29 protein-coding genes are annotated in these 25,550 nt (G+C 63.0%); 14 read left to right on the top strand and 15 right to left on the bottom strand.

Going from position 1 to position 25,550, the window contains the following annotated elements; genetic code table 11:
- Positions 1-1,206, top strand: a 1,206-nt coding sequence (locus AC4DF4_RS10090; protein ID WP_490048000.1) for a P-loop NTPase family protein, incomplete at its 5' end; no start/stop codon positions are given.
- A gap of 64 nt (positions 1,207-1,270) precedes the next feature.
- On the opposite strand, the gene AC4DF4_RS10085 is transcribed toward AC4DF4_RS10090, so the two are convergent.
- Complete coding sequence (locus tag AC4DF4_RS10085) at positions 1,271-1,792, bottom strand: EF-hand domain-containing protein (protein ID WP_490047999.1); 522 nt, start codon at positions 1,790-1,792, stop codon at positions 1,271-1,273.
- A gap of 137 nt (positions 1,793-1,929) precedes the next feature.
- On the opposite strand from AC4DF4_RS10085, the gene AC4DF4_RS10080 reads away from it, so the two are divergent.
- Genes AC4DF4_RS10080 through AC4DF4_RS10070 form a run of 3 tightly spaced genes read left to right on the top strand, consistent with a single transcriptional unit; the run spans position 1,930 to position 5,168 of the window.
- Complete coding sequence (locus AC4DF4_RS10080; RefSeq protein ID WP_490047998.1) at positions 1,930-2,853, top strand: phosphatidate cytidylyltransferase; 924 nt, start codon at positions 1,930-1,932, stop codon at positions 2,851-2,853.
- Complete coding sequence (gene dxr, locus AC4DF4_RS10075; protein ID WP_490047997.1) at positions 2,850-4,019, top strand: 1-deoxy-D-xylulose-5-phosphate reductoisomerase; 1,170 nt, start codon at positions 2,850-2,852, stop codon at positions 4,017-4,019. Before AC4DF4_RS10080 ends, dxr begins: the two co-directional genes overlap by 4 nt.
- Positions 4,020-4,070: 51 nt before the next feature.
- On the top strand, positions 4,071-5,168 hold the full coding sequence (locus AC4DF4_RS10070) for a peroxiredoxin family protein (protein WP_490047996.1): 1,098 nt from the start codon (positions 4,071-4,073) through the stop codon (positions 5,166-5,168).
- 73 nt (positions 5,169-5,241) lie between these two features.
- Here AC4DF4_RS10070 and mnmM read toward each other — a convergent pair whose 3' ends face one another.
- From mnmM to AC4DF4_RS10040, 6 genes are all read right to left on the bottom strand, one after another.
- Positions 5,242-5,814 carry a tRNA 5-(aminomethyl)-2-thiouridylate-methyltransferase MnmM gene (mnmM, locus tag AC4DF4_RS10065; RefSeq protein WP_490047995.1) on the bottom strand — a complete coding sequence of 191 codons (573 nt, stop codon included), beginning with the start codon at positions 5,812-5,814 and terminating at the stop codon, positions 5,242-5,244.
- Entirely contained in the window at positions 5,801-6,808 is a 1,008-nt protein-coding gene (locus AC4DF4_RS10060) for an NAD(P)/FAD-dependent oxidoreductase (protein WP_490047994.1), read from the bottom strand. The genes mnmM and AC4DF4_RS10060 overlap by 14 nt, the downstream gene beginning before the upstream one ends.
- Positions 6,805-7,125, bottom strand: coding sequence for a hypothetical protein (locus AC4DF4_RS10055; RefSeq protein ID WP_490047993.1), 321 nt, complete (start codon positions 7,123-7,125; stop codon positions 6,805-6,807). The genes AC4DF4_RS10060 and AC4DF4_RS10055 overlap by 4 nt, the downstream gene beginning before the upstream one ends.
- A 48-nt stretch (positions 7,126-7,173) precedes the next feature.
- On the bottom strand, positions 7,174-7,818 hold the full coding sequence (locus tag AC4DF4_RS10050) for a hypothetical protein (protein WP_490047992.1): 645 nt from the start codon (positions 7,816-7,818) through the stop codon (positions 7,174-7,176).
- A gap of 505 nt (positions 7,819-8,323) precedes the next feature.
- Positions 8,324-8,860: a flavoprotein gene (locus AC4DF4_RS10045; protein ID WP_490047991.1), complete on the bottom strand. Its 537-nt coding sequence runs from the start codon at positions 8,858-8,860 to the stop codon at positions 8,324-8,326.
- 20 nt (positions 8,861-8,880) lie between these two features.
- Positions 8,881-10,098, bottom strand: a complete 1,218-nt coding sequence (locus AC4DF4_RS10040) for an aminotransferase class V-fold PLP-dependent enzyme (protein ID WP_490047990.1) — start codon at positions 10,096-10,098, stop codon at positions 8,881-8,883.
- A 140-nt stretch (positions 10,099-10,238) separates the two neighbouring features.
- Between AC4DF4_RS10040 and tatC the strand changes: the two genes are divergently transcribed.
- The 4 genes from tatC to AC4DF4_RS10020 are packed head-to-tail and all read left to right on the top strand — an operon-like array spanning position 10,239 to position 14,525.
- Positions 10,239-11,585 (top strand): twin-arginine translocase subunit TatC, encoded by a 1,347-nt coding sequence (gene tatC / locus AC4DF4_RS10035; protein WP_490047989.1) that lies wholly within the window; start codon positions 10,239-10,241, stop codon positions 11,583-11,585.
- Between the two features lie 19 nt (positions 11,586-11,604).
- Positions 11,605-12,450 (top strand): hypothetical protein, encoded by an 846-nt coding sequence (locus AC4DF4_RS10030; RefSeq protein ID WP_490047988.1) that lies wholly within the window; start codon positions 11,605-11,607, stop codon positions 12,448-12,450.
- Positions 12,451-12,497: 47 nt separating this feature from the next.
- The gene (locus tag AC4DF4_RS10025; RefSeq protein WP_490047987.1) at positions 12,498-13,736 is read left to right on the top strand and encodes an ATP-dependent Clp protease proteolytic subunit; all 1,239 of its coding nucleotides are present in this window, start codon (positions 12,498-12,500) and stop codon (positions 13,734-13,736) included.
- 6 nt (positions 13,737-13,742) lie between these two features.
- Positions 13,743-14,525: an MBL fold metallo-hydrolase gene (locus AC4DF4_RS10020; RefSeq protein ID WP_490047986.1), complete on the top strand. Its 783-nt coding sequence runs from the start codon at positions 13,743-13,745 to the stop codon at positions 14,523-14,525.
- A 21-nt stretch (positions 14,526-14,546) separates the two neighbouring features.
- Here the strand turns inward: AC4DF4_RS10020 and truA are convergent, their stop codons facing one another.
- The 8 genes from truA to AC4DF4_RS09980 form a co-directional block, all read right to left on the bottom strand.
- Entirely contained in the window at positions 14,547-15,305 is a 759-nt protein-coding gene (truA, locus tag AC4DF4_RS10015; protein WP_490047985.1) for a tRNA pseudouridine(38-40) synthase TruA, read from the bottom strand.
- Entirely contained in the window at positions 15,306-15,650 is a 345-nt protein-coding gene (ruvX, locus tag AC4DF4_RS10010; RefSeq protein ID WP_490048001.1) for a Holliday junction resolvase RuvX, read from the bottom strand.
- 89 nt (positions 15,651-15,739) lie between these two features.
- Positions 15,740-16,822, bottom strand: coding sequence for a mannose-1-phosphate guanylyltransferase (locus tag AC4DF4_RS10005; protein ID WP_490047984.1), 1,083 nt, complete (start codon positions 16,820-16,822; stop codon positions 15,740-15,742).
- A 79-nt stretch (positions 16,823-16,901) separates the two neighbouring features.
- On the bottom strand, positions 16,902-18,050 hold the full coding sequence (locus tag AC4DF4_RS10000) for a pyridoxal phosphate-dependent aminotransferase (protein ID WP_490047983.1): 1,149 nt from the start codon (positions 18,048-18,050) through the stop codon (positions 16,902-16,904).
- Positions 18,051-18,120: 70 nt separating this feature from the next.
- On the bottom strand, positions 18,121-18,384 hold the full coding sequence (locus AC4DF4_RS09995) for a hypothetical protein (RefSeq protein ID WP_490047982.1): 264 nt from the start codon (positions 18,382-18,384) through the stop codon (positions 18,121-18,123).
- Positions 18,385-18,436: 52 nt separating this feature from the next.
- A complete protein-coding gene (locus AC4DF4_RS09990; RefSeq protein WP_490047981.1) occupies positions 18,437-18,721 on the bottom strand; it encodes a hypothetical protein in 285 nt (94 codons plus the stop codon).
- 107 nt (positions 18,722-18,828) lie between these two features.
- On the bottom strand, positions 18,829-19,449 hold the full coding sequence (locus tag AC4DF4_RS09985) for a methyltransferase domain-containing protein (RefSeq protein WP_490047980.1): 621 nt from the start codon (positions 19,447-19,449) through the stop codon (positions 18,829-18,831).
- On the bottom strand, positions 19,446-20,378 hold the full coding sequence (locus AC4DF4_RS09980; RefSeq protein ID WP_490047979.1) for a LysR family transcriptional regulator: 933 nt from the start codon (positions 20,376-20,378) through the stop codon (positions 19,446-19,448). Before AC4DF4_RS09980 ends, AC4DF4_RS09985 begins: the two co-directional genes overlap by 4 nt.
- Positions 20,379-20,460: 82 nt before the next feature.
- On the opposite strand from AC4DF4_RS09980, the gene AC4DF4_RS09975 reads away from it, so the two are divergent.
- The 6 genes from AC4DF4_RS09975 to AC4DF4_RS09950 all read left to right on the top strand — a co-directional run bounded on the left by AC4DF4_RS09975 (position 20,461) and on the right by AC4DF4_RS09950 (position 25,265).
- On the top strand, positions 20,461-20,814 hold the full coding sequence (locus tag AC4DF4_RS09975; RefSeq protein WP_490047978.1) for an HPF/RaiA family ribosome-associated protein: 354 nt from the start codon (positions 20,461-20,463) through the stop codon (positions 20,812-20,814).
- A gap of 38 nt (positions 20,815-20,852) precedes the next feature.
- Positions 20,853-22,016 carry a TerC family protein gene (locus AC4DF4_RS09970; RefSeq protein WP_490047977.1) on the top strand — a complete coding sequence of 388 codons (1,164 nt, stop codon included), beginning with the start codon at positions 20,853-20,855 and terminating at the stop codon, positions 22,014-22,016.
- A 20-nt stretch (positions 22,017-22,036) separates the two neighbouring features.
- Positions 22,037-22,960, top strand: a complete 924-nt coding sequence (locus tag AC4DF4_RS09965; protein WP_490047976.1) for a GTPase — start codon at positions 22,037-22,039, stop codon at positions 22,958-22,960.
- Between the two features lie 25 nt (positions 22,961-22,985).
- Positions 22,986-23,846: an ion transporter gene (locus AC4DF4_RS09960; protein ID WP_490047975.1), complete on the top strand. Its 861-nt coding sequence runs from the start codon at positions 22,986-22,988 to the stop codon at positions 23,844-23,846.
- A gap of 102 nt (positions 23,847-23,948) precedes the next feature.
- Positions 23,949-24,929: a sodium-dependent bicarbonate transport family permease gene (locus tag AC4DF4_RS09955; RefSeq protein ID WP_490047974.1), complete on the top strand. Its 981-nt coding sequence runs from the start codon at positions 23,949-23,951 to the stop codon at positions 24,927-24,929.
- 3 nt (positions 24,930-24,932) lie between these two features.
- The gene (locus AC4DF4_RS09950) at positions 24,933-25,265 is read left to right on the top strand and encodes a P-II family nitrogen regulator (protein ID WP_490047973.1); all 333 of its coding nucleotides are present in this window, start codon (positions 24,933-24,935) and stop codon (positions 25,263-25,265) included.
- Positions 25,266-25,550 lie beyond the last annotated feature (285 nt).

Genomic DNA, 25,550 nt, shown 5'->3' with positions numbered 1-25,550 from the left:
AAACAGGTGGTTTTCATCATCCAACAGGCAGACCTGCGCGAGCCCGTCGACATCAGCGTGATCCTCGGCCACATGGCGGACCTGTCGATGAAACGCATCGGCCGCGTGCCGCCGATTTTCGCCGTCTCCGGCAAGCTCGCCTGCGAGGCCAAGCGCGCCACGCCCGTCGCCGCCGGACTCCTCAAAGCCAGCGGCTATCCCGAGCTGGAAAGCTTTATTACGGAAAACGTCTGCGAATCCCCCCGCCGCCAAAACGCCATCGAAACCTGGCGCGGCCAAGCCGCCGCCGCCCTCCGCGCGGTGGAAGACCACGTCGAAAACCAGAACCACGCGCTCAACTGCCACGGCCGTTTCCTCGACACCGTCGAGCGCGAAATCGACGACATCCGCGAGCGCTTCGTCATCCGCCTGCCGCGCCATCTGGCAGGAGTCGCCGAGGTTTTCGAAACCGAAGCCGTGTGGATTTCCAAGCGTCTCCGGCGGCGGCTCGGCGCGATCCCCTCGTTTTTCCGGCTCTTCGTCGGTGACCGCACCGGCCCCGCGATCGAAGCGATTTTCGTCGAGCGCCTGCAAGCCACCGTCGAAGCGGTCGCGGAAAAGGACGGTGCCGAGGTCGTCGAATTCTGCCGCAGCCATTGGAACGAACTCGGCGAGCGGGTGAAGGAGGCGATGGGCGTGGATCTCGGCAACGCCGATTCCCTCGACGCCACTCTCGACGCCGCGAAAACGCGCTTCGTCCAGCGCCTTGGCCGCGCCGCACGCCAGGGCATCGGCAACCTTAAAGTCCGCAACCAGCTCGACAAGGACCTCCGCCGCCGCAACCTCGCGCTCAAGTCCTTCGCCTTCATGACGCTGCTGCTCACCGCCGCCGGCGCCACCTGCGGCGCGCTCGGCATCCGGTGGCTGCCGCTGGTTTTCTGCAGCCTCGCCGCGCTGTTCCTCTGCGGCGGCGTCCTCACCGCGTGGGTGACCTGCAGGTCCATCATCGCCGAGTTCCAGAATCGGCTGCTAGACACCTGCGGCGGGTTTGCCAGCACGCTGCGCTCGGACTACGAGGAAGCCCTCCGCATCGTCTTCCGGGACTACGCGTCCTCCCTCAACGCCGTTAGGACGCACCTCGTGAATGAGAAGCAAGCCATCGAGCCGCGCCTCAAGCGCTGGCAGGAGCTTTTCCTGACGCTCAAAGCCATCGAGCAGGACCTTTGAAAACGAAAAACCGCAGGCCGGTGAAACCAGCCTGCGGCGTTGAATCATACCGATCCGTCGCGGATCACTCGACTTCCGGAGCCGGCGGCGGACCGCCTGGACCGCCGGGGCCGCGCTTGCCGCCGGGGCCGCCCGGACCACCGGGGCCGCGCTTGCCACCTGGTCCACCCGGTCCAGGGCCCATTGGAGGAAGCTCTTCGCCGGCGTCGCGAGCGGCCTTGACCTCTTCGCGGCTCAACTTGCCGTCCTTGTCGGCGTCGTATTTTTCAAGCAACGCCTTGTGACGGGCTTGCATGTCGGCTTTCATCGCCTCTTTTTCCGTATCGGAAAGGTCGCCGCTTTTATCCGTGTCATACTTCTCGAGCATCTTCGCTTTGCGCTCTTCCATTTTCGCCTTCATCTCCTCGTGTATCGCCTTCCTCTCGTCAGGAGACAGCTTGCCGTCCTTGTCCGTGTCGAATTTTTCGAGCATTTCGGCGGGGATTTCGCGCTTCGGTCCATCCGGGCGCTTTGGCTTGTCTTCGGCTGTCGCAAACGTGCAGGTCCCGATGAGGGCACCCATGGTGATCAGTGTGGTCGCTTTCATTGTTGGTTTTCGGTTGAATTGTGGAGACTCGTTGGTTGTCTCGATCGACCATCAAACCACGGCTCCGAAAAAAGGTTGCGCGACATTTGATGAATGAGTTGCCACGCCCGCCGGAGCCGTCTTGGATTCCCCTGAAAATGGCAGACAACCCGCAGCCTCCCACCCAGTCGAAAGCGCTCGTCTTCGCCCGCCGCAGCGCCAGCACCCTGTTTCTGTGGGGACTCGTCACGGCCATCTTCGTCAGCGGCAGATCCTGGGCCGTGCTCGGCCTCATCAGCGCCCTCGCCATGATCGCCACCGTCGAGTATTTCAAAATGCTCCGCGCCGCCGCCGTGATGTGCTTCCCCCGCTTCGGCATCCTGCTCGCCGCCGTTTACTGCGGCGGGCTCTCCTGGTTTTTCTGGCAGGGCGGCGAATCGATCCCACAGGACATCGACGACCTCGCCGTCTTCATCGCCATCGCCGGCGCCTTCACCCTCCAACTCCGCTACCCGATCCGCGGCATCGAGTCGCTGCTCGCCGTGGCCGCCAACCTGCTAGGATTCGTTTACATCGCCTTCCTTTTCAACTTCGCCGCCCGCATCACCTTTCTCGTCCCCGACACCGACGCCGTCCCCGGCCTCGTCAGCAACTCCGGCGCGTTCCTGCTGCTCTGGCTGCTCGCCGTCACCAAGTTCACCGACATGGGAGCCTACATCACCGGCTCGATGGTCGGTCGCCACAAGATGATCCCCCACGTCAGCCCCGCAAAAACCTGGGAGGGCTTCGGCGGGGCGCTGCTCTTCTCACAGATCGCCGCCTGCGGCCTCTACCTGCTGTTTCCGAAGCAGCTCGGGATCCTCCAACACTGGGGCCACGTCGTCGCCCTCGGATTCATCCTCTCCATCCTCGCCGTCATCGGCGATCTGGCGGAAAGCGTGGTCAAGCGCGCCATCCACGCCAAGGACTCCGGCAGGATGCTTCCCGGCATCGGCGGCTCGCTCGACCTCATCGACAGCATCTGCTTCACCGCGCCCGCGCTCTATTTCTACCTGAAATGGGTCCTTCTCCCCGCCGCATGAACGCCCGGCCCCGCAAACGCCGCGTCGTCCTGCTAGGATCTACCGGCTCCATCGGCTGCTCGACCCTCAAGGTCGCCCGCGAGCTGCCCGGTGAGATCGAAATCATCGCCCTCGCCGCGTCCGGCAACATCGAAAAACTCGCCGCCCAAGCCCGCGAAACCGGCGTCCGCCACGTCGCCATTTACGACGCCAACAAGGAATCCGCCCTCCGCGCGCTGCTCCCCTCCGATGTGAAAATCCACCTCGGCGCGGAAGGGCTGCTAGAGCTCGCAACCCTCGCGGAGGCCGACATCGTGCTCATCGCCATCGTCGGCACCGCCGGACTCCACCCCGCGCTCGCCGCCATCGAGGCGGGCAAGGACCTCGCCATCGCCTCCAAGGAAATCCTCGTCATGGCCGGCGAAATCATCACCGCCGCCGCCGCAAAGCGCGGCGTCAAACTCCTCCCCGTCGATAGCGAGCACAACGCCATTTTCCAGTGCCTCGACGGCCACCGCGGCGGCGAGGCCGAAGTCACCCGGCTCATCCTAACCGCATCCGGCGGCCCGTTCCGGACCCTGCCGTCCGATCAAATCCGCCACGTCACCCTCGCCCAGGCCCTCAAGCACCCGACCTGGGAAATGGGGCCGAAAATCACCATCGACTCCGCCACCCTTTTCAACAAAGGCCTCGAAATGATCGAGGCCCGCTGGTTGTTCGGCATCGGCATGGAGCGCATCGACGTGGTCGTCCACCCGCAGAGCATCATCCACTCGATGGTCGAGTTCACCGACGGCTCGGTGCTCGCCCAGCTCAGCCGGACCGACATGTGCTTTCCCATCCAATACGCGCTCACCTGGCCGCGGCGCGTCAAAGGCGGCCTCCGCCCGCTCGATTTCCCCGCGCTCGCGAAATTGGAATTCGAAGCCCCGCGCGGCGCGGATTTCCCGGCGCTCGATCTCGCCCGCCGCGCCGGTCTCGCCGGCGGCACCCTGCCCGCCGTTTACAACGCCGCCAACGAAGTCGCCGTCGAGGCCTTCCGCGCCGGAAAGATTCCCTTCCCCGGCATCTGGGAATGTGTCGCCGCCGTCATGGACGCCCACCCGGTCCAACCTTCCGCCAGCCTCGAGTCCGTCGTTGCGGCGGACCTCTGGGCGCGCGAGGCTGCCGCGGCGGCCATCGCCTGACCCCGTCTTTTCTGATTCCCTGCAACCACCGCCGGAGTATAGTTTCCCATCATGCACCTCCTTAGCCGCCTCATCATCCTGTCATTCCTGCTGGCATTGCCCCACGCCACCGCCACCGCCACCCCGGCCGACGCCCAGCGGATCCAGAAAACCTACCAGCTCGCGATGGAGAAGTGGGCCTTGGAAACACGGATTGCCGCGACTCCGGCCGAGCAGACCAAGGCGTGGAACAGCCGTCCCGACGCCGTCGCCTTCGCCAAACAAATGTGGGCCGGCATCGGCCAGTCACTCGACCAGGAATGGACGCTCGAGCCCGCCGCCTGGTTCCTCCAAATCACCCCCGGCCTGTTCGCTAACAACGAAGCCGGCGTCCCGACCGCCATCTTCACCAAGGAAAACGAAGCCATCCGCAAAGCCGTCGAAACCCGCCACCTCAACAGCCTCAAACTCATCCCCGTCTGCGTCGCGCTGGCCTCCAGCCCCGCCCCCCGCTCGCTCGCCCTGCTTGAAAAAATCCAGTCTGGCAGCCAGGATTCGAAGACCCAGGGCGTCGCCGCTCTCGGAGCCGCCTTGCAGCTCAAAACCCTCGGCGACGACGGCGAGATCATGCGCAAGCGCCTCACCTTCCTGCGCAAGGCCATCATCCAGAGTTCCGATGTCGAACTCGGCGGCGTCAACGTCGCCAAGCTCGCCGAGGACGAGCTCTACATCATCCGCTTCCTCTCCAAAGGCCGCGTCGCCCCCGACCTCGTCGGCGAGGATTCCGCCATGCGCCCGCTTTCCCTCTCAGCGAACAAGGGCAAGGTCGTCATCCTGCTCTTCTGGAACAGCAACCTTGCCGATGCACGGCGCGTCATTGAAATCACCGCCGCCACGGAAGCGAAATTCAAGGGCCGGCCCCTCGTCGTGATCGGCGTGAACAACGACCCCGCCGCCAAACTCCGCAGCCTGCAGGCCGACAACACCGTCACCTGGGCCAACTTCTCCGACCCCGAAAACAAGCTCGCCAAGGAATACCGCGTCGGCTCCTGGCCGCTCGCTTACGTCCTCGATGGCGAGCGGAAAATCCACTACGCCGGTGCGCCCGGCTCGTTCGTGGAGCTCACCGCGGAAGCCCTTCTCGCCGAGGCCAAGCCCGCCGCGGAATAACGTGTCCCGGCTGTCTCAGCCGGATTTTCCGGGGCTCCGCTTCCGACTGAGACAGTCGGAACACATTCCGGATTCACAGCTTCCCCGCCACCAGCAAAAACGGCGCGGGCCGGCGCGTCCCGACGGCTCCGTATTTCGCCACTCTCCAGCCGCCGGCAGCCAGCGCGGTCATCCACGCCTCCACCGCAGCCGCCTCCGCGGCACCCGCCGGATGCCCCGGATAACAGATGACGGAAAGCGCCCCGCCGGATTCCAGCAGGCGCGCCGCGATTTCCAATGCGGACAATGTCTCCGCGGCCTCCGTCGTCAGTTCGTGGTCTTCCCCCGGCAGATAGCCGAGATTGAACATCACCGCCGCCACCGATCCGTCCGCGGCATGCGCGTTCATGTTCCCGTGGGACTCATGCAAAAACTCCACCCACGCGACGTCCCCCACCCGCGCCCTCGCGGCGACAAGCGCGGCTTCCTGCACGTCGAAGGCGAGCACCCCTCCATCAGGACCGACGCATTCCGCTAGAAAAGCCGTGTCATGGCCGTTGCCCGCCGTCGCGTCGATGACAAGATCGCCCGGCCGGATCAGCGGCCGCAGGATTTCCTGCGCCAAAGCCGTCGGGCGCGGGGGAAACAGCGGATCAGCGGGATTCATCGCGGCGAGTTTGTTCGCGGAACACCCGGAAGTCCACTTCCGGCTCGGCTTCGACGCCATCCACCAGCCAGCGCGCGAGCCGCCCCGCCATGCCCGGCGCGTAGAGCGAGCCCTTCGAACCCAGCGCATTGAACATCCAGCCGCCGTCGTCGAGCGGGCCGATCAATGGCTGACTGCGGCGCAAAATCGGCCGCACTCCGGCCTCGTGGGCGATCACTTCGAAGGTCTCACTGCCGAGGCGACTCGCAATTTCCTCCACCCGCGCCCGCCCTCTATCAGTCGGCAGTTCGTCGAGCTCGTCCCACTCGTAGGTCGAGCCAACTTTGAAAACTCCCCCGCCCTGCGGCACCATCCAGCCGCCCGCGCCGATGCGGATGCGGGTCTCGTCCCAGCCCTCCGCCCGCAGCGTTAGAATCTCGCCCTTCGCGCAGCGGTGCGGACCGCAGCGTCCCGCCATCAAGCCCGCCGCGCCCTCGCACCAAATCACGCTCCGGCTGCTTTCCGAAAGGGAAACCTCGCCTTGCCGGTAACAGCCGAGCTCTTCAAGAAACCCGCGCGAACCGTCCATGAACGCCCGCGTGTCCAGCCTCCCGCCGCCGCGCACTTCCACCGCGCCGACCCAGCCGTCCGGCGCGGCAACCTCCCCCACAACCCACGGTGCGACGTCCGGCGAATCCAGTTTCGAGACCATCTTGCGCCATTCCTTCTCCGATCCCGCCAGTCGCAACACCGGAAACGGATACCAGACTTGCCGCCCGATCCGCTTCTCCACGTCCGCGTAAAACTCCAGCGCCTCCGGCAGAAACTCCGCGATCCGCCAGCTCGGCTCGAAGTTCTTCCCGGTCAACGGATTCACCATCCCCGCCGCGACCCGCGAGCTGCCGCCCGCGCCGCGGTCCACCATCATGAATTCCGCGCCGCGCCGCCACAGCGACCAAGCAAGACAAGTCCCCGCGAGACCTTGTCCGGCGATGGTCCATTGCGGCGCGCTCACTTCGGCATCAACTCTTCGTTAGGGTCCACCCAGGCGGCGTCATAGCCCTTGGCGTAATTGAACAAATGCTTGTGCAAATAAGGCACGAAAGCCGCTTTCTGCTCCTTCGGCAGCTTGTGCAGAACCGCCTCGTTGACGGCCCGCATCAGCTTTTGCATCAAGTTCAGCGTGAGCTTCCGGCCCTTGCGCGCCTTCTGCACCTGCTTGTGGTTCAGTTGTTCTTCGGAAACCTCCACCAATTCATGATTGGTCAAATTCCAGCGGTCCATCAGGCTGTCGAGCGGCTGTGGTCCGTGATCGCGTGTCAGTTCATCCATGCCCCGGATGTAGCGCATGCGCCGCCTGCGGCTAAGCACAAAATTTTCTCATTCCCCGATGACCGTTTCCGCCTGCCACGGGCCGTTCAGCGGGTGCCACAGCGCCGCCCAATACCATGCGGACACATCGGTCCAAGTCGAGCCGTCGCGGCTGCTGGTGATCCGTTCATACACGGTCCGACGAAGGCCGTCGCGCGTCGCGGAAAACCTCGCCCAGCGGCTGCCGTCGGCCAGCCGCACGGTGATCGCCTCGGTCGTTTCAAATCCCGCCGCGCGCAGGCAATCGCCGGACGGATGCAAGCGCCGCGTCGCCTGATTCACCCGCCGGAGAATCACCTGGTCGGTCCCCCAGCAGTGGCTGGAAAGCGTGCCGGGAAAACTTTTCGCGAACGCGGTTTCCGCCTCGGTCGGCGGCAGAAAATGCAGCGGCAAGACCAGGCCGTTGAACGTGAAAACCTCCGGACCACGCCCGAGATCCGGTGGCTCCGGTGTCCGCGGCGTGCCGAGTGCCAGCAGCGGGGCGAGAACCGCGGCGATCGCTAGCAGACACCATTCCGTCCGCCCCGCCAGCCTTCCTCCAATCGGGGGCCGGGGCCCACGCCGGTGACACTTCATTCCCTCTCCCAGGAACTCCCCACCGGCCTCGCCCGCAGCAAGCGTGAACGCCGCCGGATCAAACGGCTCCGCAAGCATTCAACCACCTGTGATGGTAACCGATGCTTTGAGGAACGAACCGCTAACCGGAATGCCCTCCAAAGCCAGGCTTTCCCGTTCAGTCACCGAGGAAATCAAGCATCGGTGACTTCTTCCCTAAATGACTGGTAAAATAAGGGTTGCAAAAATCCCCGTCAGAAATTCCTCGCCAAACCCGCCCGGTATCACCCACCCTCCGACGGAACGAAATAGAAAGTTCGCTTGAAGAATCCCCAAAAGAGCATGACCAAGATCATCACATGGATACTTTCCGCCTCAGACCGGCTGAAGCCCAATGCCTTTAAGGATTGGCTACGAGTGCTTGGCACAAGGAGGGGCGAAACGTGTTCGCCCTGACCATGTAGTGCCAATGTAAAGCGCTTTGCTCACCTCATTGGCTCCTCATGGTCATCGGCGGACGCATTCCGCCGCTCCTTGGGGCTCTTCGCCTTGTTTTTTCGCAACCACGGCCCCAATCCTTAAAGGCATTGGGCTGAAGCCGGGACTACTTACGAAGAGAGTGAATCTTCGCCAGAATCTCCTCCACCGGAGCGAGCCGGCCGATGCCTTCGTAGCCGCAGGCGAGGTCGCCCTCGGCGGGGCCGACGAAATGGCAGCCGTCCACCGCGAGTTGGGCGATGTTGCGCTGGGTCGCGGGGTGCAGCCACATTTTCCCGTTCATGGCCGGGGCGATCAGAACCGGCGTGGCGCGCGGCAGGGCGAGATAGATCGAGGTGAGGGGATCGGGCGCGAGGCCGTTGGCGAAATTCCCGAGCGTGTTCGCGCTGGCCGGGGCGACGACGAACAGATCGGCGCGGTCGGCGAGTTCGATGTGGCCGGGTTTCCACGATTGTTTCTCGTCTTCCAGCGAGACGAGCACCGGCTGGCGGGTGAGCGTCTGGAGCGTAAGCGGCGTGATGAACTCGGTGGCCGAGTGGGTCATCACGAGGTGGACTTCATGGCCGAGCTTGACCAACTGCGACGCGAGATCCGCTGATTTGTAGGCGGCGATGGAGCCGGAAATTCCGAGGACGATGTTCATGCGGGCGGTGGTTTTGATTTTCAACTCAGCATCGAGACGGCCTTGCGGGTGGCTTCGGCGAGCGCTTCGACGTCCTTCTGCGTGTTATACAAAGCGAACGACGCGCGCACGGTGCCGGTCATGCCGAAGCGCGCCATCAGCGGTTGGCAGCAATGGTGGCCGGTCCGGACGGCGACGCCCATTTGGTCCATCAGCGTGCCGAGATCGTAGTGGTGGATGCCTGCGACATTGAAGGAGAGCGCGCCCGCGCGGTCGGCCGGGCCGAAGAAACGAATCCCGGGAATCGAGGCGAGCGCGTCGGCGGCGGAACGGATGAGAGCCTCCTCGTGTTTCTGAATCGCGCCCAGGCCGATGCCGTTGACGAAGTCGATGGCGGCACCGAGGGCGATGGCGCCCTCGATGTTCGGCGTGCCGGCCTCGTATTTGAAGGGGAGGTCGTTGTAGGTGGTTTTCTCGAAGGTGACCTCCTTGATCATTTCGCCGCCGCCACGCCAGGGCGGCAGCGCGTTGAGGATTTTCGCACGGCCCCACAGGGCGCCGGTGCCGGTCGGTGCGTAAACCTTGTGGCCGGAAAACGCGAGGAAATCGATGTCGAGCGCCTGCACGTCGATCCGCACGTGGGCGACGGCCTGGGCGGCGTCGAGCATGACGAGCGCGCCGGCTTTTTTCGCGGCGGCGGCCATTTCCGCGACCGGATTGACGGTGCCGAAGGAGTTGGAAATCCAGGTGAGCGAGAGGATTTTCGTGCGCTCGTTGAGCAGGGAAAGGAAGGCGGCCTGATCGAGCGTGCCGTCGTCAAAACAAGGAATGACCTTGAGAATCGCGCCGCTGCGCTCGCAGAGCATCTGCCACGGGACGATGTTGGAATGGTGCTCCAGCGCGGAAATGAGCACCTCGTCGCCCGGCTTGATCCGGCCGGAGAGGCCGAGGATGTTGGCTACGAGATTGATGCCGTCGGTGGTGCCGGAGGTGAAAATCACCTCGTCCGAGCTCGCCGCATTGAGGTGGTTGGCGACGGTTTGGCGGGCTTTTTCAAAGGTCTCCGTGGCGAGCCGGGCCAAGTGGTGGGTGCCACGGTGGATGTTGGCGTTCATCGCCTCGTAATAGTGCCGGGACGCCAGCAGCACCGCCATCGGCTTCTGCGTGGTGGCGGCGTTGTCCAGATAGACGAGCGGGCGTCCGCCGATCGCTTGATCGAGGATCGGGAAATCAGGAATCACGGAGTCGGGCTGGAACATGGTGTCAATTGCGGGGGCTTGGCGGCGGCACGATAGGGTGGGACACGCGCGCGCGGACCGCAACGCCAGAATTGCCCGGTGAAAAACATCTGCCCTTGCGGTGCGGGGAAAGCGCGGCTTGAATCCCGCCCCTACAAGCAATGTATCTGCTGAAAAAAGTCATCCAGCTCCGGGAGAATTCCCACCCGGACCACGAAAAGCCGTTTCTCGAGCATCTGGAGGACTTGCGCGTGATGGTCACCCGGGTCGTGATCACCTTGGTCATCTCGATGATCGTCTGCTTCGCCTTCAACAAGAACCTGATGGAGTTCTTCCGGCAGCCGGTGGACCAGGTGCTGGTCACCCAGCTCAAGGCCACGCTGCCGGATGACGCCCCCCGCCCGCTGACCGTGGAAAGCTGGGGAAAAGCCAGCAAGGTCGAACACGCGGCGATGAATCTCACGCCCGAGCAGCGCGAGGTTTTCTACCGATCCCTCGGCGACGACGACCTCTCGTTCCAAGCCGAATCCATCAGCCTGCTCCGCGCCGCCAACGCCCTGCCCGAGGAAAAGCGCGATGCCTTCGTCAACTCGCTTGGCGGATCCGACGAGCTCAAGCTCCAGGTCAAAGCCCTCCTCCGGACCAAGCCGAACACCGACAGCGACGCCCAGGGCAACCTGCGGATGATGTCCGCGCTCCGGCCCACCGAGGGCTTCATGCTGTCGATGAAACTGTCGTTCGTCGCGGGCATCGTCGTTTCGTTTCCGCTGCTGTTATTGTTCATCCTGCAATTCGTCCTGCCCGGACTGCACAGCAATGAGAAGCGCGTCCTCTGGCCGGCGATGGCAGTCGGCTTCGGCTTGTTCCTGACGGGCGCGGCCTTCGCCTACTACATGGTGCTGCCGCGGGCCCTGTTGTTCTTCGCGGAGTGGAGCGGCAACATGGGGATTTCAAACGACTGGCGGATCGGCGAGTACATCTCCTTCGCCACGCAGTTCACCCTGCTCTTCGGCGCGTCCTTCGAGCTGCCGGTGGTGGTGATGGTCTTCGTGAAACTCGGACTGCTCAGCTATGAAACGATGTCCCGGACCCGCTCTTATGCCATCGTCGGCATCTTCGTCACCGCCGCCGTCCTCACTCCGACGCCGGACGCGATGACTCTCTGCCTGATGGCCGCGCCGATGATCATTCTCTACGAAATCTGCATCTGGCTCGCCTATTTCGACAGCAAGAAAAACCGCATCAAGGAGGAGCAGGAAGCCCGGGAAAGTATGGAACGCCAGATTGCCCGCGAGGAAAAAATGCGCGCGGAAGCGGTCACCCCGGACCCCGCCGAAGACCACAGTTGGCACGATGAATATCATCCAACGGATCATCACGCGCATGAGGAGGGCGACGACGGTTGGCACGACGAGTATCCTCCCAAGGATCCGCATTTCAGCGACGAGCTCCCCGCCATCGACGAGACTCCTCCCCCAGTTGAAGAGCCGGAAAACAAAGCCCCCTGATTCTATCCAATCCCGTCCGATGTCCCAGAACACGCCTCGCAATGATGCCAGCGCCCGCTCGCCTTTCGCGGGTTGCGCCATCCTCATCGCCGCACTCGCGGTGATGGTTTTCCTGATCGGATTCTCGGTCCTCACCTTGTTCCGGCAGTTCAACGAGATTGCCAAGTTCACCGCGGAAAAACCCGTCGCGGTGGAAGTCTCGCCGCTCGAAAACCAGGAAGCCGCCCTCAACCATCTTGCCGAACGGGTGGAGGCGTTCCGCCAGCAACTCGCCGGCGACTCCCAAGCCACGCTCGCCCTAACCGCCGAGGATCTGAATCTCGCCATCGCCGCCTACGAGCCCTTCAAGGAGCTCCGCGGCACCTTCCGCGTCACCGCCATCGCGGGCGAAAACCTGCGCGTCGCTATTTCGTTTCCACTCAACGGCAAGCCCCGGCTCGCCCGTGACGGCGAACCCGGCTGGATCGCCTCCGACTCCCGCTTCCTCAACGGCACGCTCGTTGCCCGCCCGCAATTGCTCAAACACGAGGTCGTCCTCAGCCTCGACGCCATCGAGGTTCCCGGCAAGAAAGTCGCTCCGGAATTCATCGGCCAAATGTCGCCCTATCGAATCACCGAGCGCTATCTCGTCGATCCGGTGATCGGTCCGGCGATGGCCAAGCTCACCCGCGTGGGAGTCGCCGACGGGAAAGTCGTGCTAACGAGAATTCCGGGTGAGATCCCGGCTGACAAGATCACCGACGCGCAGGTGGACTCGGCCAGCAGCCGCTTGTTCACCACGCTTGGCATCGCCGCCGCCATCTTCCTCGCGTTTGCCGGGATCATCGTCTTCATCGGGGTCCGCGCCAAAGCCCGGAAGTCCTGAAATTTCCCGAACAAAGCTGCGCCGTCGCAGCGTTTTAGAACCGACTCATGAAAACATTCCCAACCCACGCGGCCCTGATCGGTTTCGCCCTGACGACCGCCCTGCTTCCCGCGAAAGAAGCGCCACCCGCAGTTCCCGCCGAAGCCGCCACTCCGGCGAACCCCGCGCTCGAAGCGAAACGCACCGAGCAGGAAGCCCTCGCCACCGAGAACAAACTTGAAGCCGAGCGCCTCATCCAGGCGACCAGCGTCATGCGCGCCGAAGTCACCCGCCTCAAGTTGGAGCGGGAGTTGATGACCGAGAAACTCGCCATGGAAACCGCCAAACGCCAGGCGGCTCTCCAGCAGGAACTCTCCAAGATGGATGCGGAGAAAGAAAAAATCACCCGCGAAGGCGAGCTCTCCAAAGCCCGCGCCGAGAAACTCGCGAACGACCTGAAGATCGTTCAGACCGAAGCCGCCCTCGAAATCACCCGTCTCCAGAACGACATCGCCCAAATCGAAACCGCCGAGAAGCGTGCCAGATTCGCCGATGCCAAGCCGGTCTTCCTCAAGAACCCGCTGAAGGAAAACGGCACCCTCGTCGTCTCCGACCGCCGGATTCCGCTCAACGGCCTGATCACCACCGCCACCGCCGACTTCATCACCAGCCGCATCCAGTATTGGAACAACAAGGATCGCGAGCTGCCTATCTTCATCGTCATCGACGCCTCGCCCGGCGGCTCCGTGATGGCTGGCTATCGGATTCTCAAAGCCATGGAATCGAGCGACGCGCCGGTACACGTCGTCGTGAAATCCTTCGCCGCGTCGATGGCCGCCGCCATCACCACGCTCGCCAAGGAGTCTTATGCCTATCCGAATGCGGTCATCCTCCACCACCAGATCAGCTCCGTGGTCACGGCCCAGCTCAACCTCACCCAGCAGCGCGAGTTCCACGAGGAAAGCCAGCGCTGGTGGGCGCGCCTCGGCACGCCTATCGCTAACAAAATGGGGGTCACCACGGACGAGTTGATCAAGAAGATGTATGCCAGGTCGTCCAGCGGCGACTGGAGCGAATTCGGCGAGCAGGCCAAGGAGCTGAAGTGGGTCAACCACATCGTCAACGGCATCGACGAAACCTCGTTCACCAAAAACCCGGACTCCGTCGAACCCGCCAAGGCCACCCAGCCCGCCGCGCTGGCCGAGGAGATCGACACTTCCGGCAAGCCGTTCGTCTGGCTACCCCGCCTCAATCCGCAGGACGTCTATTTCCTCTACAATTCCGACAGTTACTACCGAATGAGGTAAGCCGCCATGCTTGAAGACGATTACACTTGGGTCATCCGCAAGGCGCTGCGCGGCCACGGACTCACGCCGGTCGATGCCGCGCGGCAGGCGGGCCTGCCGGAAGACCGCGTCCTCGCCTTCGCGGCAGGGGATTTCTCGGAGGAAACCGCCCGCCGCCTCGCGCCGGTGTTGGATTTGCAAACCGCAGCGCTTGTCAATCATCCCGGCTACCTGCCGGAACCGCTCGCCCTGCCGGGCATCCACCGACTCGACCTGCCCTTCGGCGAGGAACGGGTGAACGCATGGCTCGTCTGGATGGATGACACGGCGATCCTTTTCGACACCGGCGTTGATTCCGACTCATGCGCGGTCGCGCTCGATGCGGTCGGCGCGCCAGCTAACGGCCATGTTTTCGTCACCCACGGCCACCGCGACCACGTCGGCGGAATTCCCGCGCTCGTCGCGAGAGGCAACGTCGTTCACGGCGATCAAATCGAAAACGCCCGGTCCATGCGCCCCGGCGACTCCATCCGCTGCGGCCGGCTCACCGTCCGCGCTTGCGATCTATCCGGCCACGCCGACCCGGCGCTCGGCTATCACATCGACGGCCTCGCCCGCCCGGTCCTCGTCACCGGCGACGCGCTCTTCGCCGGTTCCATCGGCGGCTGCGGCTCGCCAGCCATCTACCAGAAAGCCCTGCGGAACCTGAGGCAAGTCCTTGCTCCGCTGCCTGATTCCACCATCCTGCTTCCCGGCCACGGACCGGCCACCACCCTAGGCGAGGAGCGCGCGGGCAATCCGTTTCTGTGACAAGAGCCGCGGTCCCGGAGATTACGGATAGATTACCTGTTGCAGGAACAGCCCGTCGGACGGGGCGCAGAGCGGGGATTTCCCGAGCGGCAGGCCGGGCGGTTGGTCGAGCAACGCGGCCAGATCGTCTAGGCTGATGCGCCCTTGCGCGGCGTGGACCGCGCCGCCAGTGAGGAGGCGGACCATTTTGTAGAGGAAACCGTCTCCCTTGTAGGAGATCTGATAGCCGTCCTGCAAAGTCGTCAGCTCCACCGACTCGATCGTCCGGCACCAGTCGATGTCCGGCGTTTCATTGCCGCGGTAGGCGGCGAAGGCGTGGAAGTCGTGGCGGCCGATGTAAAGCGCGAGCGCGTCCCACAGGACGTCCGCGTCGAGCTGGCGCGGGATGTGCCAGGCGGTGCCGGCCTTGAGCGGCGGCAGGACGGGATCGGTGCAGAGGTCGAAATGATAGATCTTCCCGATGGCGGAGAAGCGGCTGTGGAAATCCGGCGGGACCTCCTCGCAAGCCATGATCCGGATGGTGGCGGGCAGCTTGCAATTGAGCGCGGGCACCCAGTTGAACGGGTTCATGGAAGTCCCCGGCGGCGCGTCGAAATGGGCGATCTGCGCGAGGGCGTGCACGCCGGTATCCGTGCGGCCCGAGCCGTGTAGCCGCAGCGGTTGTTTCGCCACTTCCTCCAAGGCGCACTGGATGATGTCCTGCACCGTGTTCCCGCCAACCTGCGATTGCCAACCGTTATAAGGGCGCCCGTCGTAGGCGATGGTAACCTTGAGTCGCATCTATCCGATCCCTCCCATCCATAAATTCAGGATTTCCACGGCGGCAGCTTGGTCGATGACGGCCTTTTGCTGGCGGGCGTTGCGTCCGGCTTCTCGGAGTTTGGCGGCGGCGGTGGAGGTCGTTAGCGTTTCGTCCACGAAGACGAGGGGGAGGGTGGGGAGGCGGTCGCGCAGCCGGTCGGCGAAGGCGCGGACCTTGGCGGCGGAGCTTCCCTCGCTGCCATCCATGCGGACCGGCAGGCCGACGACGAGCGTGTGGATCTGGCGGATTTCCGCCAGCCGGGCGATCCGCTCGATGGCGTCGCCCTTGCTCTGGTCGATGGTCTCGACGGGATGCGCGAGGATGCCGAAATCGTCGGTGGCGGCGACGCCGATCCGCGCGTCACCATGATCGATGCCGAGCGCCGGGTGAGGGGAGTTGGAATTTCGCGCGTTCAGAGGAGCTCGACGGGAAGGATGTCGGAAAGTTTCTTGATCGCATCCGCCTGGTGGCGGTTGGCGATGAGCAGGGCGTCCGGGGTTTGGACGATGATGAGGTCGTCCACGCCTAGCAGGGCGATGCGGGTGCCGGGCAGCGCGTTGAAGACGATGTTGTTTTGCGAGTCGAGTTGGGTGATCGGCTCGTTGGCGCGGTTTTCCTCGCCGTATTTTTCGAGATACTTGGCGATGGAAAGCCAGGAGCCGACGTCGTCCCAGTCGAAAGTCGCCTCGATGTTGAGCACGCGGTCGGCGGTTTCCATGAGCGCGTAGTCGATGGAGATCGGCGTGAGTGCGGGAAATCGCGCGGCCACCGTGGCGTGGATGTCAGGCGAGCTGGTGAGTTCGGAGACGAATCCCGCGAGCTCGGGCGCGTGGGCGGCGAGCTGCCGGATCACGGTGGGAAGCGACCAGACGAACATCCCTGCGTTCCAGGAAAAACCGCCTTGGGCGAGGAATTGCGCGGCGAGTTCGGCGTCGGGTTTTTCGCGGAAACGCGTCACTTCGAAGGGCGGATGTTCGCACGCCAGGCCAGTGATGTTAGCAGGCCCGCCGCGCTCGATGTAGCCGTAGGACGGGCAGGCCCAGGTCGGGCGGATGCCGATGGTGACGAGGCCGTCGGAAGTTTCCGCGGTGGCGAGGGCGTCGCGCATGACCGAGTGATAGGCGGCGGTGTCCTGGATCAGCTGGTCGGAAGGCAGCACCATCATCACCGCGTCGGGATTGCGGGCGGCGACGAGGCCGATGCCGAGCGCGACGGCAGGCGCGGTGTCGCGTTTGGCGGGCTCGGCGAAAATGTTTTCCGCCGGCAGCATGGTGGCGATGGCGCGGACGGCGTCGAGTTGCAGCTCGTTGGTGAGGATCAGGATGTTTTCAAAAGGAACCAGCCCGTCGAGGCGGCGGATCGTTTGCTCGAGGAGCGTGCCGGTTCCGAAAAGATCGAGAAGCTGCTTCGGCCGGGAATTCCGGCTCAAGGGCCAGAAACGGGTTCCTGAACCTCCTGCGAGAATCAAAGCGTAGGTGTTTTCAATGGCTGGCATCGCGCGCGCAGCCTTGCGGAATCTCGTGGATTGGAAAAGCGGGAATCGCAGGCATTTTCGCCGGGGTGCTCCCGCTTTCCTAACGCAAGCGGAGCAGGCGCTCGCCCGCGGCTTGCAGCGTGGCCGCGTTCTTCGCGAAGTGGAAGCGAATGAGATGGTTCACCGGTTCCCGGAAAAAGCTCGAACCCGCCACTCCCGCCACGCCGATGTCGCGTATCAGCCACTCGGATGCCTCGGTATCCGTCGTGAAGCCGAGCGAGGAAATATCCAGCATCACATAGTAAGCGCCCTGCGGCTCGGTGAAGGGCAGGCCGGTCTGGCGCAGCAGCCCGAGGAACAGATCGCGCTTCTCCGTGTAGAGATCGCGCAGCCCGGTGTAGTAACTGTCCGGCAGTTCGAGCCCGGCGATCGCGGCTTCCTGCAAGGGTGCCGCCGCGCCGACGGTTAGGAAGTCATGCACCTTCCGCGCCTGCGCGATGACCGCCGGGGCGGCCTGCACGTAGCCGAGCCGCCAGCCGGTGATCGAGTAGGTTTTCGAGAGCGAGTTGCAAGTGATGGTCCGCTCGAAAGCGCCCGGCAGCGCCGCGAAATACACATGCTCGTGCGGCGCGAAAACGATGTGCTCGTATGGCTCGTCCGTGATCACGAAAGCGTCGTGCTCCTCGGCCAGACGCAGGATTTCCATCAACTCGTCGCGGGTGAAAACCTTGCCCGTCGGGTTCGAGGGATTGCAAACCACGATCGCTTTCGGCTTCTGCGCGAAGGCCCGCGCGAGTTCCTCGGGATCATAACCGAAGCCCGGCGGCCGCAGCGGCACGTAGATAGGCTCGGCTCCTGACAGGATCGCGTCCGCCGCGTAGTTTTCATAAAACGGCGAGAAGATGATCACCTTGTCGCCCGGATTGCAGGCGGTCATCATGGCGACCATCATCGCCTCGGTGCTGCCGCAGGTGACGACGAGGTTCTGGTCCGGATCGATCGGCAGCCCGGTGAAGCGCTGGATTTTCCGGGCCAGCGCCTCGCGGAATTTCGGCGCGCCCCAGGTCACCGTGTATTGGTGGTGCGGCCCGCGGGTCGCTCGTTCGAGCGCGGCTAGCAATTCCTCCGGCGGTTCGAAGTCGGGAAACCCCTGCGCCAGATTGATCGCGCCGTGTTGGTTGGCCAGCCGGGTGGTGCCGCGGATGACGGATTCGGTGAAAACGGAAAGGCGGCTCGCGGTGGCTGGCATGGTGGATCAGGAAGTTGCCGCGCAACTTGACCGGCCGTTTCCGAAATGTCGATCCCGTCCCGCGCGCGGCTCAATAGCAGCCATCACGATAGTATCCGCCACCGCCGTAATACCCGCCGCGGTAGTGGCCGCCATGATGGTGATCGTTGTTATTCGACGCGGCGTATCCGATCAGGCCCGCGGCGGCGACACCCGCGATCGCGACCGCTGGATCCACCGACTGCACCGGCCGGCCATAGGAATCATAAGTCGTCATGCAGCTGACACTGGAGCCGATCAGGGCGAGCAGCGCGGACAACACGGTCAATCGAAAGAGCGGAGTTTTGCTTTTCATGCAGCAATAGACGCGGGGCCCTTGCGGCTATTCAACAGGAATTGGTGAAATTTCAATACCGCCGGTAGCCACCGTGGTGCCCGCCATAATACCCCCCGCTGTAATGCCGCCCGCCCCGATAATAGCCGTGGTGGTGATGGTGGTGGTCGTCATTGTCGTTCGCCAGAGCGTAGCCGATGATTCCCGCGGCGGCGGCACCCGCCACGGCCGCGCCCGGGTCCACGGACTGCACCGGTCGGCCGTATTCATCGTAAGTCGTCATGCAGCTGGTGCTGGCAACCGCGCCGACAGCCAGCGCGGAAAATGCGATCCATCGGAAGAATGATGAAGTTTTCATGGCATGAAACACACGCCCGGGACGCGCCGATATGCAAATGACTTTTACAAAAATCCCCCGCCGAAACCATCGCTTGAAATCAGATCCCCGGACCGCATTTCCGCAGATCAATCAGCCGGCTCCGCGTCTTGCGAGGATCGGCTTTTGAAAAGCGCGAGATGTCGGTCGACTGATTTCCCGCAGGCGTCGTGGAGCGGGCGGGACGCCAGGTGACGCGCGTCCCAGACGATTTCCGCGCCGCGGGTTTTGAGGGCGGCCTTGAGGAGATCGTGCTCGCGGTCGAAATACGACGTGCAAGCCAGAAGTCCGGCGGGGGCGAGCGCGGCGAGAGCGTTTGATAGAAGTCGGTCCCACGTGGCCGGATCGTCCCAGTAGTTCTGATGGCGGATAAAAATGAAGTCGAACTCGGGAAGCTGTTTCATCCGGTTGATGGTGGAAGCGTCGCCGCAGCGGAACTCGATGAGGCCACCAGGCAGCGTCCATCTTCGGGCAGCCTCGGAGATGGCGTCCGGGCGAAGATCAATGCCGAGATAGCAGCTGATTTCCGCCGGAGCGAGCGCGGCGAGGAGGGCTCCCGTCTCGTCGGCCCGGCCGCAGGCGAGGTTGAGGACGGCGATCCTTGCGGTCGGATGAAAGCCGACACCCGCGAGCGCGGCGCGCAGCAAGAAGCGCAGCCGGCGGACATCGGCGTCAGTCGCAGGGTGATGGAAGGGGAGTCGTTGGATCATGCCTTCGGGGTTCGTTTCTTTCTAGCGGGGCGCAGTTTCTCCGTCATGGCCAGAATCGCCGGATGGGTGAAACGTCGCTCGGCGGTGATCGCATAAAACCGGCTGACGACTTCCTTCGTCCGGCCGATCGGCACAAAGCCGTATCTTTCCACCGCTTCGGACGCCACCACCGTGGGCACCGCGATGAACCCATGCCCGCTGGTCGCCACGATTTTCGTCAGCGCCGCGTCCTCGAACTCCGCCACCACCCGCGGTTGCACGCCTGCGCTGCTGAACCAGTTTTCCAGATCGCGGCGGAGGCTGCAGTTCTGGGTCGGCAGCAGCGCCGGCGCGCCGTCGAGATTGCGCGGGAAGCGGCCCTTGAGCTTTTTGGCCAGGCCCGGCATCGCGCAGAACGTGATCTCGGAAGTTCCTAGCGGGTGATTGAAAACCCTGCCCGCGATTCCCGGCGAGGCGGGCTCGTCGGAGAGCACCACATCGATCCGGTGGGTGTTGAGCTGGGAGACGAGGTCCGCGAGTTTCCCCTCGTGGCAGGTGAGCTGCACCGGAGGTTGGTGCTCCAGCACCGGGCGCAGGATGTCGTAGCTCATCAACTTCGGAAATGAGTCCACGATGCCGACATGCAGGCGCAGCGCCCGCACGCCCGGCGCCTGTTTGGTGGCGCGCAGGATCTCGCCGCCGAGGGTGAAGATTTCCTCCGCGTAGCCGTAGATCACCTGGCCGAATTCCGTCAGCTCCAGCGAGCGCCCGCTGGGCCGGAACAGCGTCTCTCCCAGACTCGCCTCCAGCAGTTTGATCTGCGTGCACATCGACGGCTGCGAGACCCTCAGTTTCTCCGAAGCCCGCTTCAGGCTGCCCTCCGTCGCCACGGTCCAGAAGTAGCGGAGATGGTGGTAATTGAGAAATCCGGTTGCGGCTGACGTTTCCATTTTCTGGAACGTTTAGTGTGAGTTTTCGTATTATGCAAATTTAAAAGCGTAGGGCAGGGTTTGCCCGTCAACCCCACCAACCATGAAACTGACCCTCAGCCACCGCAACCACGCTCCGTCCAAGTCCATCGTCGAGATGATCGAAAACGAGCTGAAATCGCTGCTGCCCGATCTTCAAATCGACGAGGCCCGCGTCCGTCTCGAGCGCAGCCTCACCGACAGTCCGCCGTTCAGCGCGTCCTTTCACCTCGTGACTCCCGGACCGGACGTCATTGTGAAATCCTCGGACCACACGCTTCGCGCGGCGATCCTCAAAGCCTTCGAGCGGATCGCCGGCAAGATCGGCCACCGCAAAGTCAAGCGCTCGCACCGCCGTGAGAGAGCTCCCGCCATTGATCTGACGCGCCGCCGTCCTGCCGGTAGCCAGCACCATTGACCCCGATACCGCTCCATATACTCTGCCCCTGAAACCAAATGACCATTCTCTCACTACTCGCCACCACCGCCGATCCCGCCAGCATGAAAATGTGGGCCTACATCGGCTTCATCGGGTTGGTGATGGTATTCCTCGCCCTCGATCTCGGTGTTTTCCATCGGGAGGCCCATGAAGTCAGCATGAAGGAATCCATCACCTGGTCCTGCATCTGGCTCGCTTGCGGAGTCTCTTTCACCGGCTTCATTTATTACGCTTATCAGCATCACTGGCTGGGTCTGGGATTGGAAACCCCGGTTTATGCGGGAGGGGCGATCGTGCTGGGAGAAGTCACCGGAGCCACGGCGGCGATCCAATATCTGACCGGATACATCGTCGAGAAGTCTCTGGCGATGGATAACATCTTCGTCATCGCGATGATCTTCGGCTACTTCGCGATCCCGGCGAAATACCAGCATCGCGTGCTCTTCTGGGGAATCATCGGCGCGCTCATCATGCGCGGAGGGATGATCTTCCTCGGTGGGGAGCTGATCATGCGCTACACTTGGATCCTTATCGTCTTCGGTTTGTTCCTGATCTTCACGGCCGTCAAGATGGCGCTCATCACCAGCCACAGCGACCCGGGAAACAATCCCGTCGTGAGACTTGCAAAGCGATTCTTCCGCACGGTGAGTTTCTATGACGGCCAGAAGTTCTTCACCCGCCGCACGGTGGCCCCTACTTCTATCAAGGATCCGAAAACAGGTAAGGACACTTACGCCCCTGCGGCACCGGGCACTCTCTCCGCGCGTTGGGCCATCACTCCGCTTTTCCTCGCGCTGATCATGGTCGAGATCACGGACCTTGTGTTTGCGGTTGACTCGATTCCCGCGATCTTTGCGATCACTCCGGATCCTTTCATCGTCTTTACCAGTAACATTTTCGCGATCCTCGGCTTGCGCGCCCTGTACTTCTGCCTGGCCGCCCTGATCGCGAAATTCCGCTTCCTCAAGCCTGCCTTGATCCTGATTCTCGCCTTCATCGGCATCAAGCTGCTGTTACTCGCCGCGCCGCCGTATTTCAACGATTTCGGCCTCAGTGCCAGTGAGTTCAAGAGCATCAAGATCGATCCGCTTGTTTCGCTGGTCATCGTGCTCGGCACGCTCGCCGCGGCAACGGTGATGTCCGTCCTGATCCCCAACAAAGAAGATGAGAAGCCGGCTTGACCATATCTAACTATATCACCATGAACCCGATCACCACTCATGACTCACTGCTGGCAATCTGCCTCCACGCCGCCTACTCGAATGGCGAGCAATCTGATGCCGAGCGCCAGGAAATCGCCCGCTACGCCGAAGAAATGGACGCGGACAACCTGGCCGCTCTCTCGCGCAGGATCCTGATGGGGAAACTCTCCATCGAGGAGGCGGGCAAAGGTCTCGGCACCAACCAGGACCGGATGCTTGCTTACGAAATGGCGCGGGCGATTTGCGAAGTCGGCGGCTCGATTTCCGCCGAGGAAGGGGAGTTTCTCGCGGAATTGCGCCGCCGTCTGGCCCTTTCGGAAGGCGAGTCAAGCGCTGTGGACGCGGAGGTGGATTCCGCCGCCCTCGCGCCACTTGGCACGCCGCTGCCGGAGGCGGTCACCACTGCTGATAGTGGCAGCATGATTCTCAAATACGCGATCGTTGCTGGCGCTCTCGAATTGTTGCCCCAAACCTTGGCAACGGTTGTCATCATTCCCATGCAAATGAAGATGGTGTATCGGATTGGGAAGTCCCACGGGGTGGAGCTTGATCGAAGCAATATCAAGGAGTTCCTCGCCACCGCTGGCATCGGGCTCGGTTCCCAAATGGTGGAGGGCTTCGCACGCAAGCTGGTGGGCAGGTTCGGCCGCAAACTCGGGGGGAAGACCGTCGGCAAGGTGGCTGACCAAGTTGCAGGGTCTGCTGTGTCATTCGCCTCGACGTATGCCATCGGGCACATGGCGCAGAGTTACTATGCGGGCGGTCGCAATCTCGCGGCCCCGGATCTGAAGAAGCTCATCGGGCCCTTGCAAAGCCAGGCCCGCGAGCTCCACACCCGTTACCTGCCGGAAATCCAAGAGCGGGCCAGGACGCTCGATACCGCCGCGATCCTTTCGCTGGTCCGTGGCGGCACACCGGTCTGATACCGCCACTCTCATTTCACGTAGAATGCCAATTCCCAAGTTCAGTGATTTCCCGGAAACCACGAAGCGTATCGTCGATGCTTCCTGGTTCCAGCGTCTGGTCATTCTGACGATCCTGATAGCCGGCGTACTCGCGGGGATCGAGACCGACGCCGGCATGGTGTCCACCCACGGCCCCACACTGCGGGCGCTCGATGCCATCGTGCTGGGTATCTTCATCGTTGAAGCGGTTTTAAAGCTAACATCACGCTGCCCGCGGCCCTGGGACTACTTCCGCGATGGCTGGAACGTCTTTGATTTCACCGTCATCGTGCTCTGCCTGCTGCCGATGGATTCGCAGTTCGCCGTGGTGCTGCGCCTCGGCCGGACGCTGCGACTGTTGCGTCTTGTTTCCGCCCTACCCAAGCTCCAGCTGCTGGTCGGCGCGCTGATCAAGAGCTTCAGCTCCATGGGTTATGTAAGCCTGCTGCTTGGAATCATGTTCTACATCTACGCCATCGCCGGTGTGCATCTCTTCGGAGGTCACGACAAGGAGCACTTCGGCGGCCTGTCACGGGCTTTCCTGACGCTCTTCCAGACGATCACCCTCGACGATTGGAAATTCCTGTTCGTCAGCGCGCAAGGCTCGGCCCCCGCCGTCGCCTCGGTCTATTTCATCAGCTTCATCCTGCTTGGCACGATGATCATGCTCAACCTCTTCATCGGCATCATCATGAACAGCATGGAGGAAATGCACGCCGAGCTGGATGAATACAACGAGGCCAGGCGCGGCGTTGCCGAGAAAGGCAGCGTCCTGGCCGACGTGACCGAGCTCGATCGGCAATTGACCGCCCTGAAGTCCCAGCTCACCCTCCTTCGAACGAAACTGACTCAAAACACACCCTGAGATGCCCGAAATCTACGACGAGGAAATCTCGGACTGCTTGTGACAATCAACGCCTTCCTGACCACCTCAAACTACAACCAAGCCTGATCCCACCCCGTTTTCATGGAGCTCCTCCAATCCCTTTCCAACAGTCTGCTATCACCGATGGTCCTCGCGTTCGCGCTCGGACTCTTCGCCACCCTCGTCAAGAGCGACCTCCGCTTCCCGGACGAGCTCTACACCGCGCTGACGATCTATCTGCTTTTCGCCATCGGTCTCAAGGGCGGAATGAAGCTCGATGGCATGAGCTTCAGCGTGGTCGGCGGCCCGCTGCTCGCCGCCATCGCTCTCAGCGCGGTGATTCCCATCTGGTGCTTCTTCCTGCTGAAATCCGCGTGCCGGTTGGACGCGGCCAACGCCGGCGCGATCGCGGCGCATTATGGATCGGTCTCGGCGGTGACCTTCAGCGCGGTGCTCGCCTTCCTCGAAATTGGCAAGGTTCCGGTCGAGGGTTTCGTGCCCGCGCTGCTCGCCGTGATGGAGGCTCCGGCCATCATCGTGGCAATCTTCCTCGCGATGAAAACCAGCCGCAGCGGGACATCCCGACCCGGCGACATGAAAAAACTCCTTCACGACCTGCTCACCGGCAAGGGCATCCTTCTCCTGTTGGGCGGCCTCGCCATCGGTCTGCTCTGCGGGAAAAAGGGCTTCGAACAGGTGGCGCCGCTCTTCGACGCCCCGTTCAAGGGAGTTCTCACCCTCTTCCTGCTGGAAGTCGGACTGGTCACCGGCCGCCGCCTGCATGACATGAAGACCGCCGGTTGGAGACTCGTCGCCTTCGCCCTGATCATGCCGGTCCTTCATGGTTTGTTGGGCGCCGTGGTCGGCAAATGGTGCGGCCTGGGTCTCGGAGGCACCACGGTTCTCGCCACCCTCGCGGCCAGCGCCTCCTACATCGCCGCGCCCGCCGCGGTGCGCATCGCCCTTCCCCAGGCGAGCCCCGCGCTTTACCTCACCTCCTCGCTCGCGATCACCTTCCCCTTCAACATCGTGCTCGGCATCCCGCTCTACCACGCCTTCGCCAAGCTCCTTTTCAACGCCTGATCCATGAAAACCACCAACTTGATCCTGCTCACCATCATCGCCGAGGACGAACTTGAAAGCCGCCTCATCGCTGACCTGAAAAAGCTCGGCGTCCGCGGCTACACGATCTGCACCGTCCGCGGCGAGGGCCACCACGGCCTGCGGGCCAGCCAGTGGGAAGGCGAGAACATCAAGCTTGAAGCCATCGTTGACAGCGACCTCGCCGATGCCATCAGCGAGCACGTCGCGAACGCCTACTTTCCGCACTTCGCGACGATTCTCTATCTTCTCCCCGTTCAGGTCCTGCGCGAGGAGAAATTCACCCAGCCGCAACCCCACCCTAAGGGTCCCGGCTAACAAGCATAGCCTCCGGATCCGCAAGCCTGGATTTTTTCACCATGGCATTCCCTCATTCCCGTCGAGAGCCGATTGAGGAAATGTGCATCCGCCCACGGCGGATTTTTAAAAATCGGCAAAAATCTGGTTTTCAGCTGATTGAGCCAAATTACTGCACGTGTTCTGCGCCTTCGGGCACAACTCGCGCATGGCCACATCCCGCTACCGCGTCCCGGCAATGTCCGAACAGCATGTCCTTGAGCATGTGCGCGTTCGATTGATCGATCCTGACGATGCCATCGGACG

The sequence above is a fragment of the Luteolibacter sp. genome, from assembly GCF_058122085.1.
The sequence above is the reverse complement of the archived record's forward strand: the minus strand, read 5'-3'. Positions and strand labels throughout refer to the sequence as shown.

Excerpts from the sequence above, each read along its gene's own strand:
- AC4DF4_RS10025 (WP_490047987.1), top strand. The coding sequence starts at position 12,498 with ATGAAAACATTCCCAACCCACGCGGCCCTGATCGGTTTCGCCCTGACG.
- AC4DF4_RS10045 (WP_490047991.1), bottom strand. The coding sequence starts at position 8,860 with ATGAACATCGTCCTCGGAATTTCCGGCTCCATCGCCGCCTACAAATCA.
- AC4DF4_RS09990 (WP_490047981.1), bottom strand. The coding sequence starts at position 18,721 with ATGAAAACTTCATCATTCTTCCGATGGATCGCATTTTCCGCGCTGGCT.
- AC4DF4_RS10050 (WP_490047992.1), bottom strand. The coding sequence starts at position 7,818 with ATGCTTGCGGAGCCGTTTGATCCGGCGGCGTTCACGCTTGCTGCGGGC.
- tatC (WP_490047989.1), top strand. The coding sequence starts at position 10,239 with ATGTATCTGCTGAAAAAAGTCATCCAGCTCCGGGAGAATTCCCACCCG.
- AC4DF4_RS09995 (WP_490047982.1), bottom strand. The coding sequence starts at position 18,384 with ATGAAAAGCAAAACTCCGCTCTTTCGATTGACCGTGTTGTCCGCGCTG.
- AC4DF4_RS09975 (WP_490047978.1), top strand. The coding sequence starts at position 20,461 with ATGAAACTGACCCTCAGCCACCGCAACCACGCTCCGTCCAAGTCCATC.
- AC4DF4_RS10080 (WP_490047998.1), top strand. The coding sequence starts at position 1,930 with ATGGCAGACAACCCGCAGCCTCCCACCCAGTCGAAAGCGCTCGTCTTC.
- AC4DF4_RS10055 (WP_490047993.1), bottom strand. The coding sequence starts at position 7,125 with ATGGATGAACTGACACGCGATCACGGACCACAGCCGCTCGACAGCCTG.
- AC4DF4_RS09960 (WP_490047975.1), top strand. The coding sequence starts at position 22,986 with ATGCCAATTCCCAAGTTCAGTGATTTCCCGGAAACCACGAAGCGTATC.
- AC4DF4_RS10020 (WP_490047986.1), top strand. The coding sequence starts at position 13,743 with ATGCTTGAAGACGATTACACTTGGGTCATCCGCAAGGCGCTGCGCGGC.
- truA (WP_490047985.1), bottom strand. The coding sequence starts at position 15,305 with ATGCGACTCAAGGTTACCATCGCCTACGACGGGCGCCCTTATAACGGT.
- AC4DF4_RS09965 (WP_490047976.1), top strand. The coding sequence starts at position 22,037 with ATGAACCCGATCACCACTCATGACTCACTGCTGGCAATCTGCCTCCAC.
- mnmM (WP_490047995.1), bottom strand. The coding sequence starts at position 5,814 with ATGAATCCCGCTGATCCGCTGTTTCCCCCGCGCCCGACGGCTTTGGCG.
- AC4DF4_RS09950 (WP_490047973.1), top strand. The coding sequence starts at position 24,933 with ATGAAAACCACCAACTTGATCCTGCTCACCATCATCGCCGAGGACGAA.
- AC4DF4_RS09970 (WP_490047977.1), top strand. The coding sequence starts at position 20,853 with ATGACCATTCTCTCACTACTCGCCACCACCGCCGATCCCGCCAGCATG.
- AC4DF4_RS10070 (WP_490047996.1), top strand. The coding sequence starts at position 4,071 with ATGCACCTCCTTAGCCGCCTCATCATCCTGTCATTCCTGCTGGCATTG.
- AC4DF4_RS09980 (WP_490047979.1), bottom strand. The coding sequence starts at position 20,378 with ATGGAAACGTCAGCCGCAACCGGATTTCTCAATTACCACCATCTCCGC.
- dxr (WP_490047997.1), top strand. The coding sequence starts at position 2,850 with ATGAACGCCCGGCCCCGCAAACGCCGCGTCGTCCTGCTAGGATCTACC.
- AC4DF4_RS10000 (WP_490047983.1), bottom strand. The coding sequence starts at position 18,050 with ATGCCAGCCACCGCGAGCCGCCTTTCCGTTTTCACCGAATCCGTCATC.
- AC4DF4_RS10085 (WP_490047999.1), bottom strand. The coding sequence starts at position 1,792 with ATGAAAGCGACCACACTGATCACCATGGGTGCCCTCATCGGGACCTGC.
- AC4DF4_RS09985 (WP_490047980.1), bottom strand. The coding sequence starts at position 19,449 with ATGATCCAACGACTCCCCTTCCATCACCCTGCGACTGACGCCGATGTC.
- AC4DF4_RS09955 (WP_490047974.1), top strand. The coding sequence starts at position 23,949 with ATGGAGCTCCTCCAATCCCTTTCCAACAGTCTGCTATCACCGATGGTC.
- AC4DF4_RS10030 (WP_490047988.1), top strand. The coding sequence starts at position 11,605 with ATGTCCCAGAACACGCCTCGCAATGATGCCAGCGCCCGCTCGCCTTTC.
- AC4DF4_RS10040 (WP_490047990.1), bottom strand. The coding sequence starts at position 10,098 with ATGTTCCAGCCCGACTCCGTGATTCCTGATTTCCCGATCCTCGATCAA.
- AC4DF4_RS10005 (WP_490047984.1), bottom strand. The coding sequence starts at position 16,822 with ATGCCAGCCATTGAAAACACCTACGCTTTGATTCTCGCAGGAGGTTCA.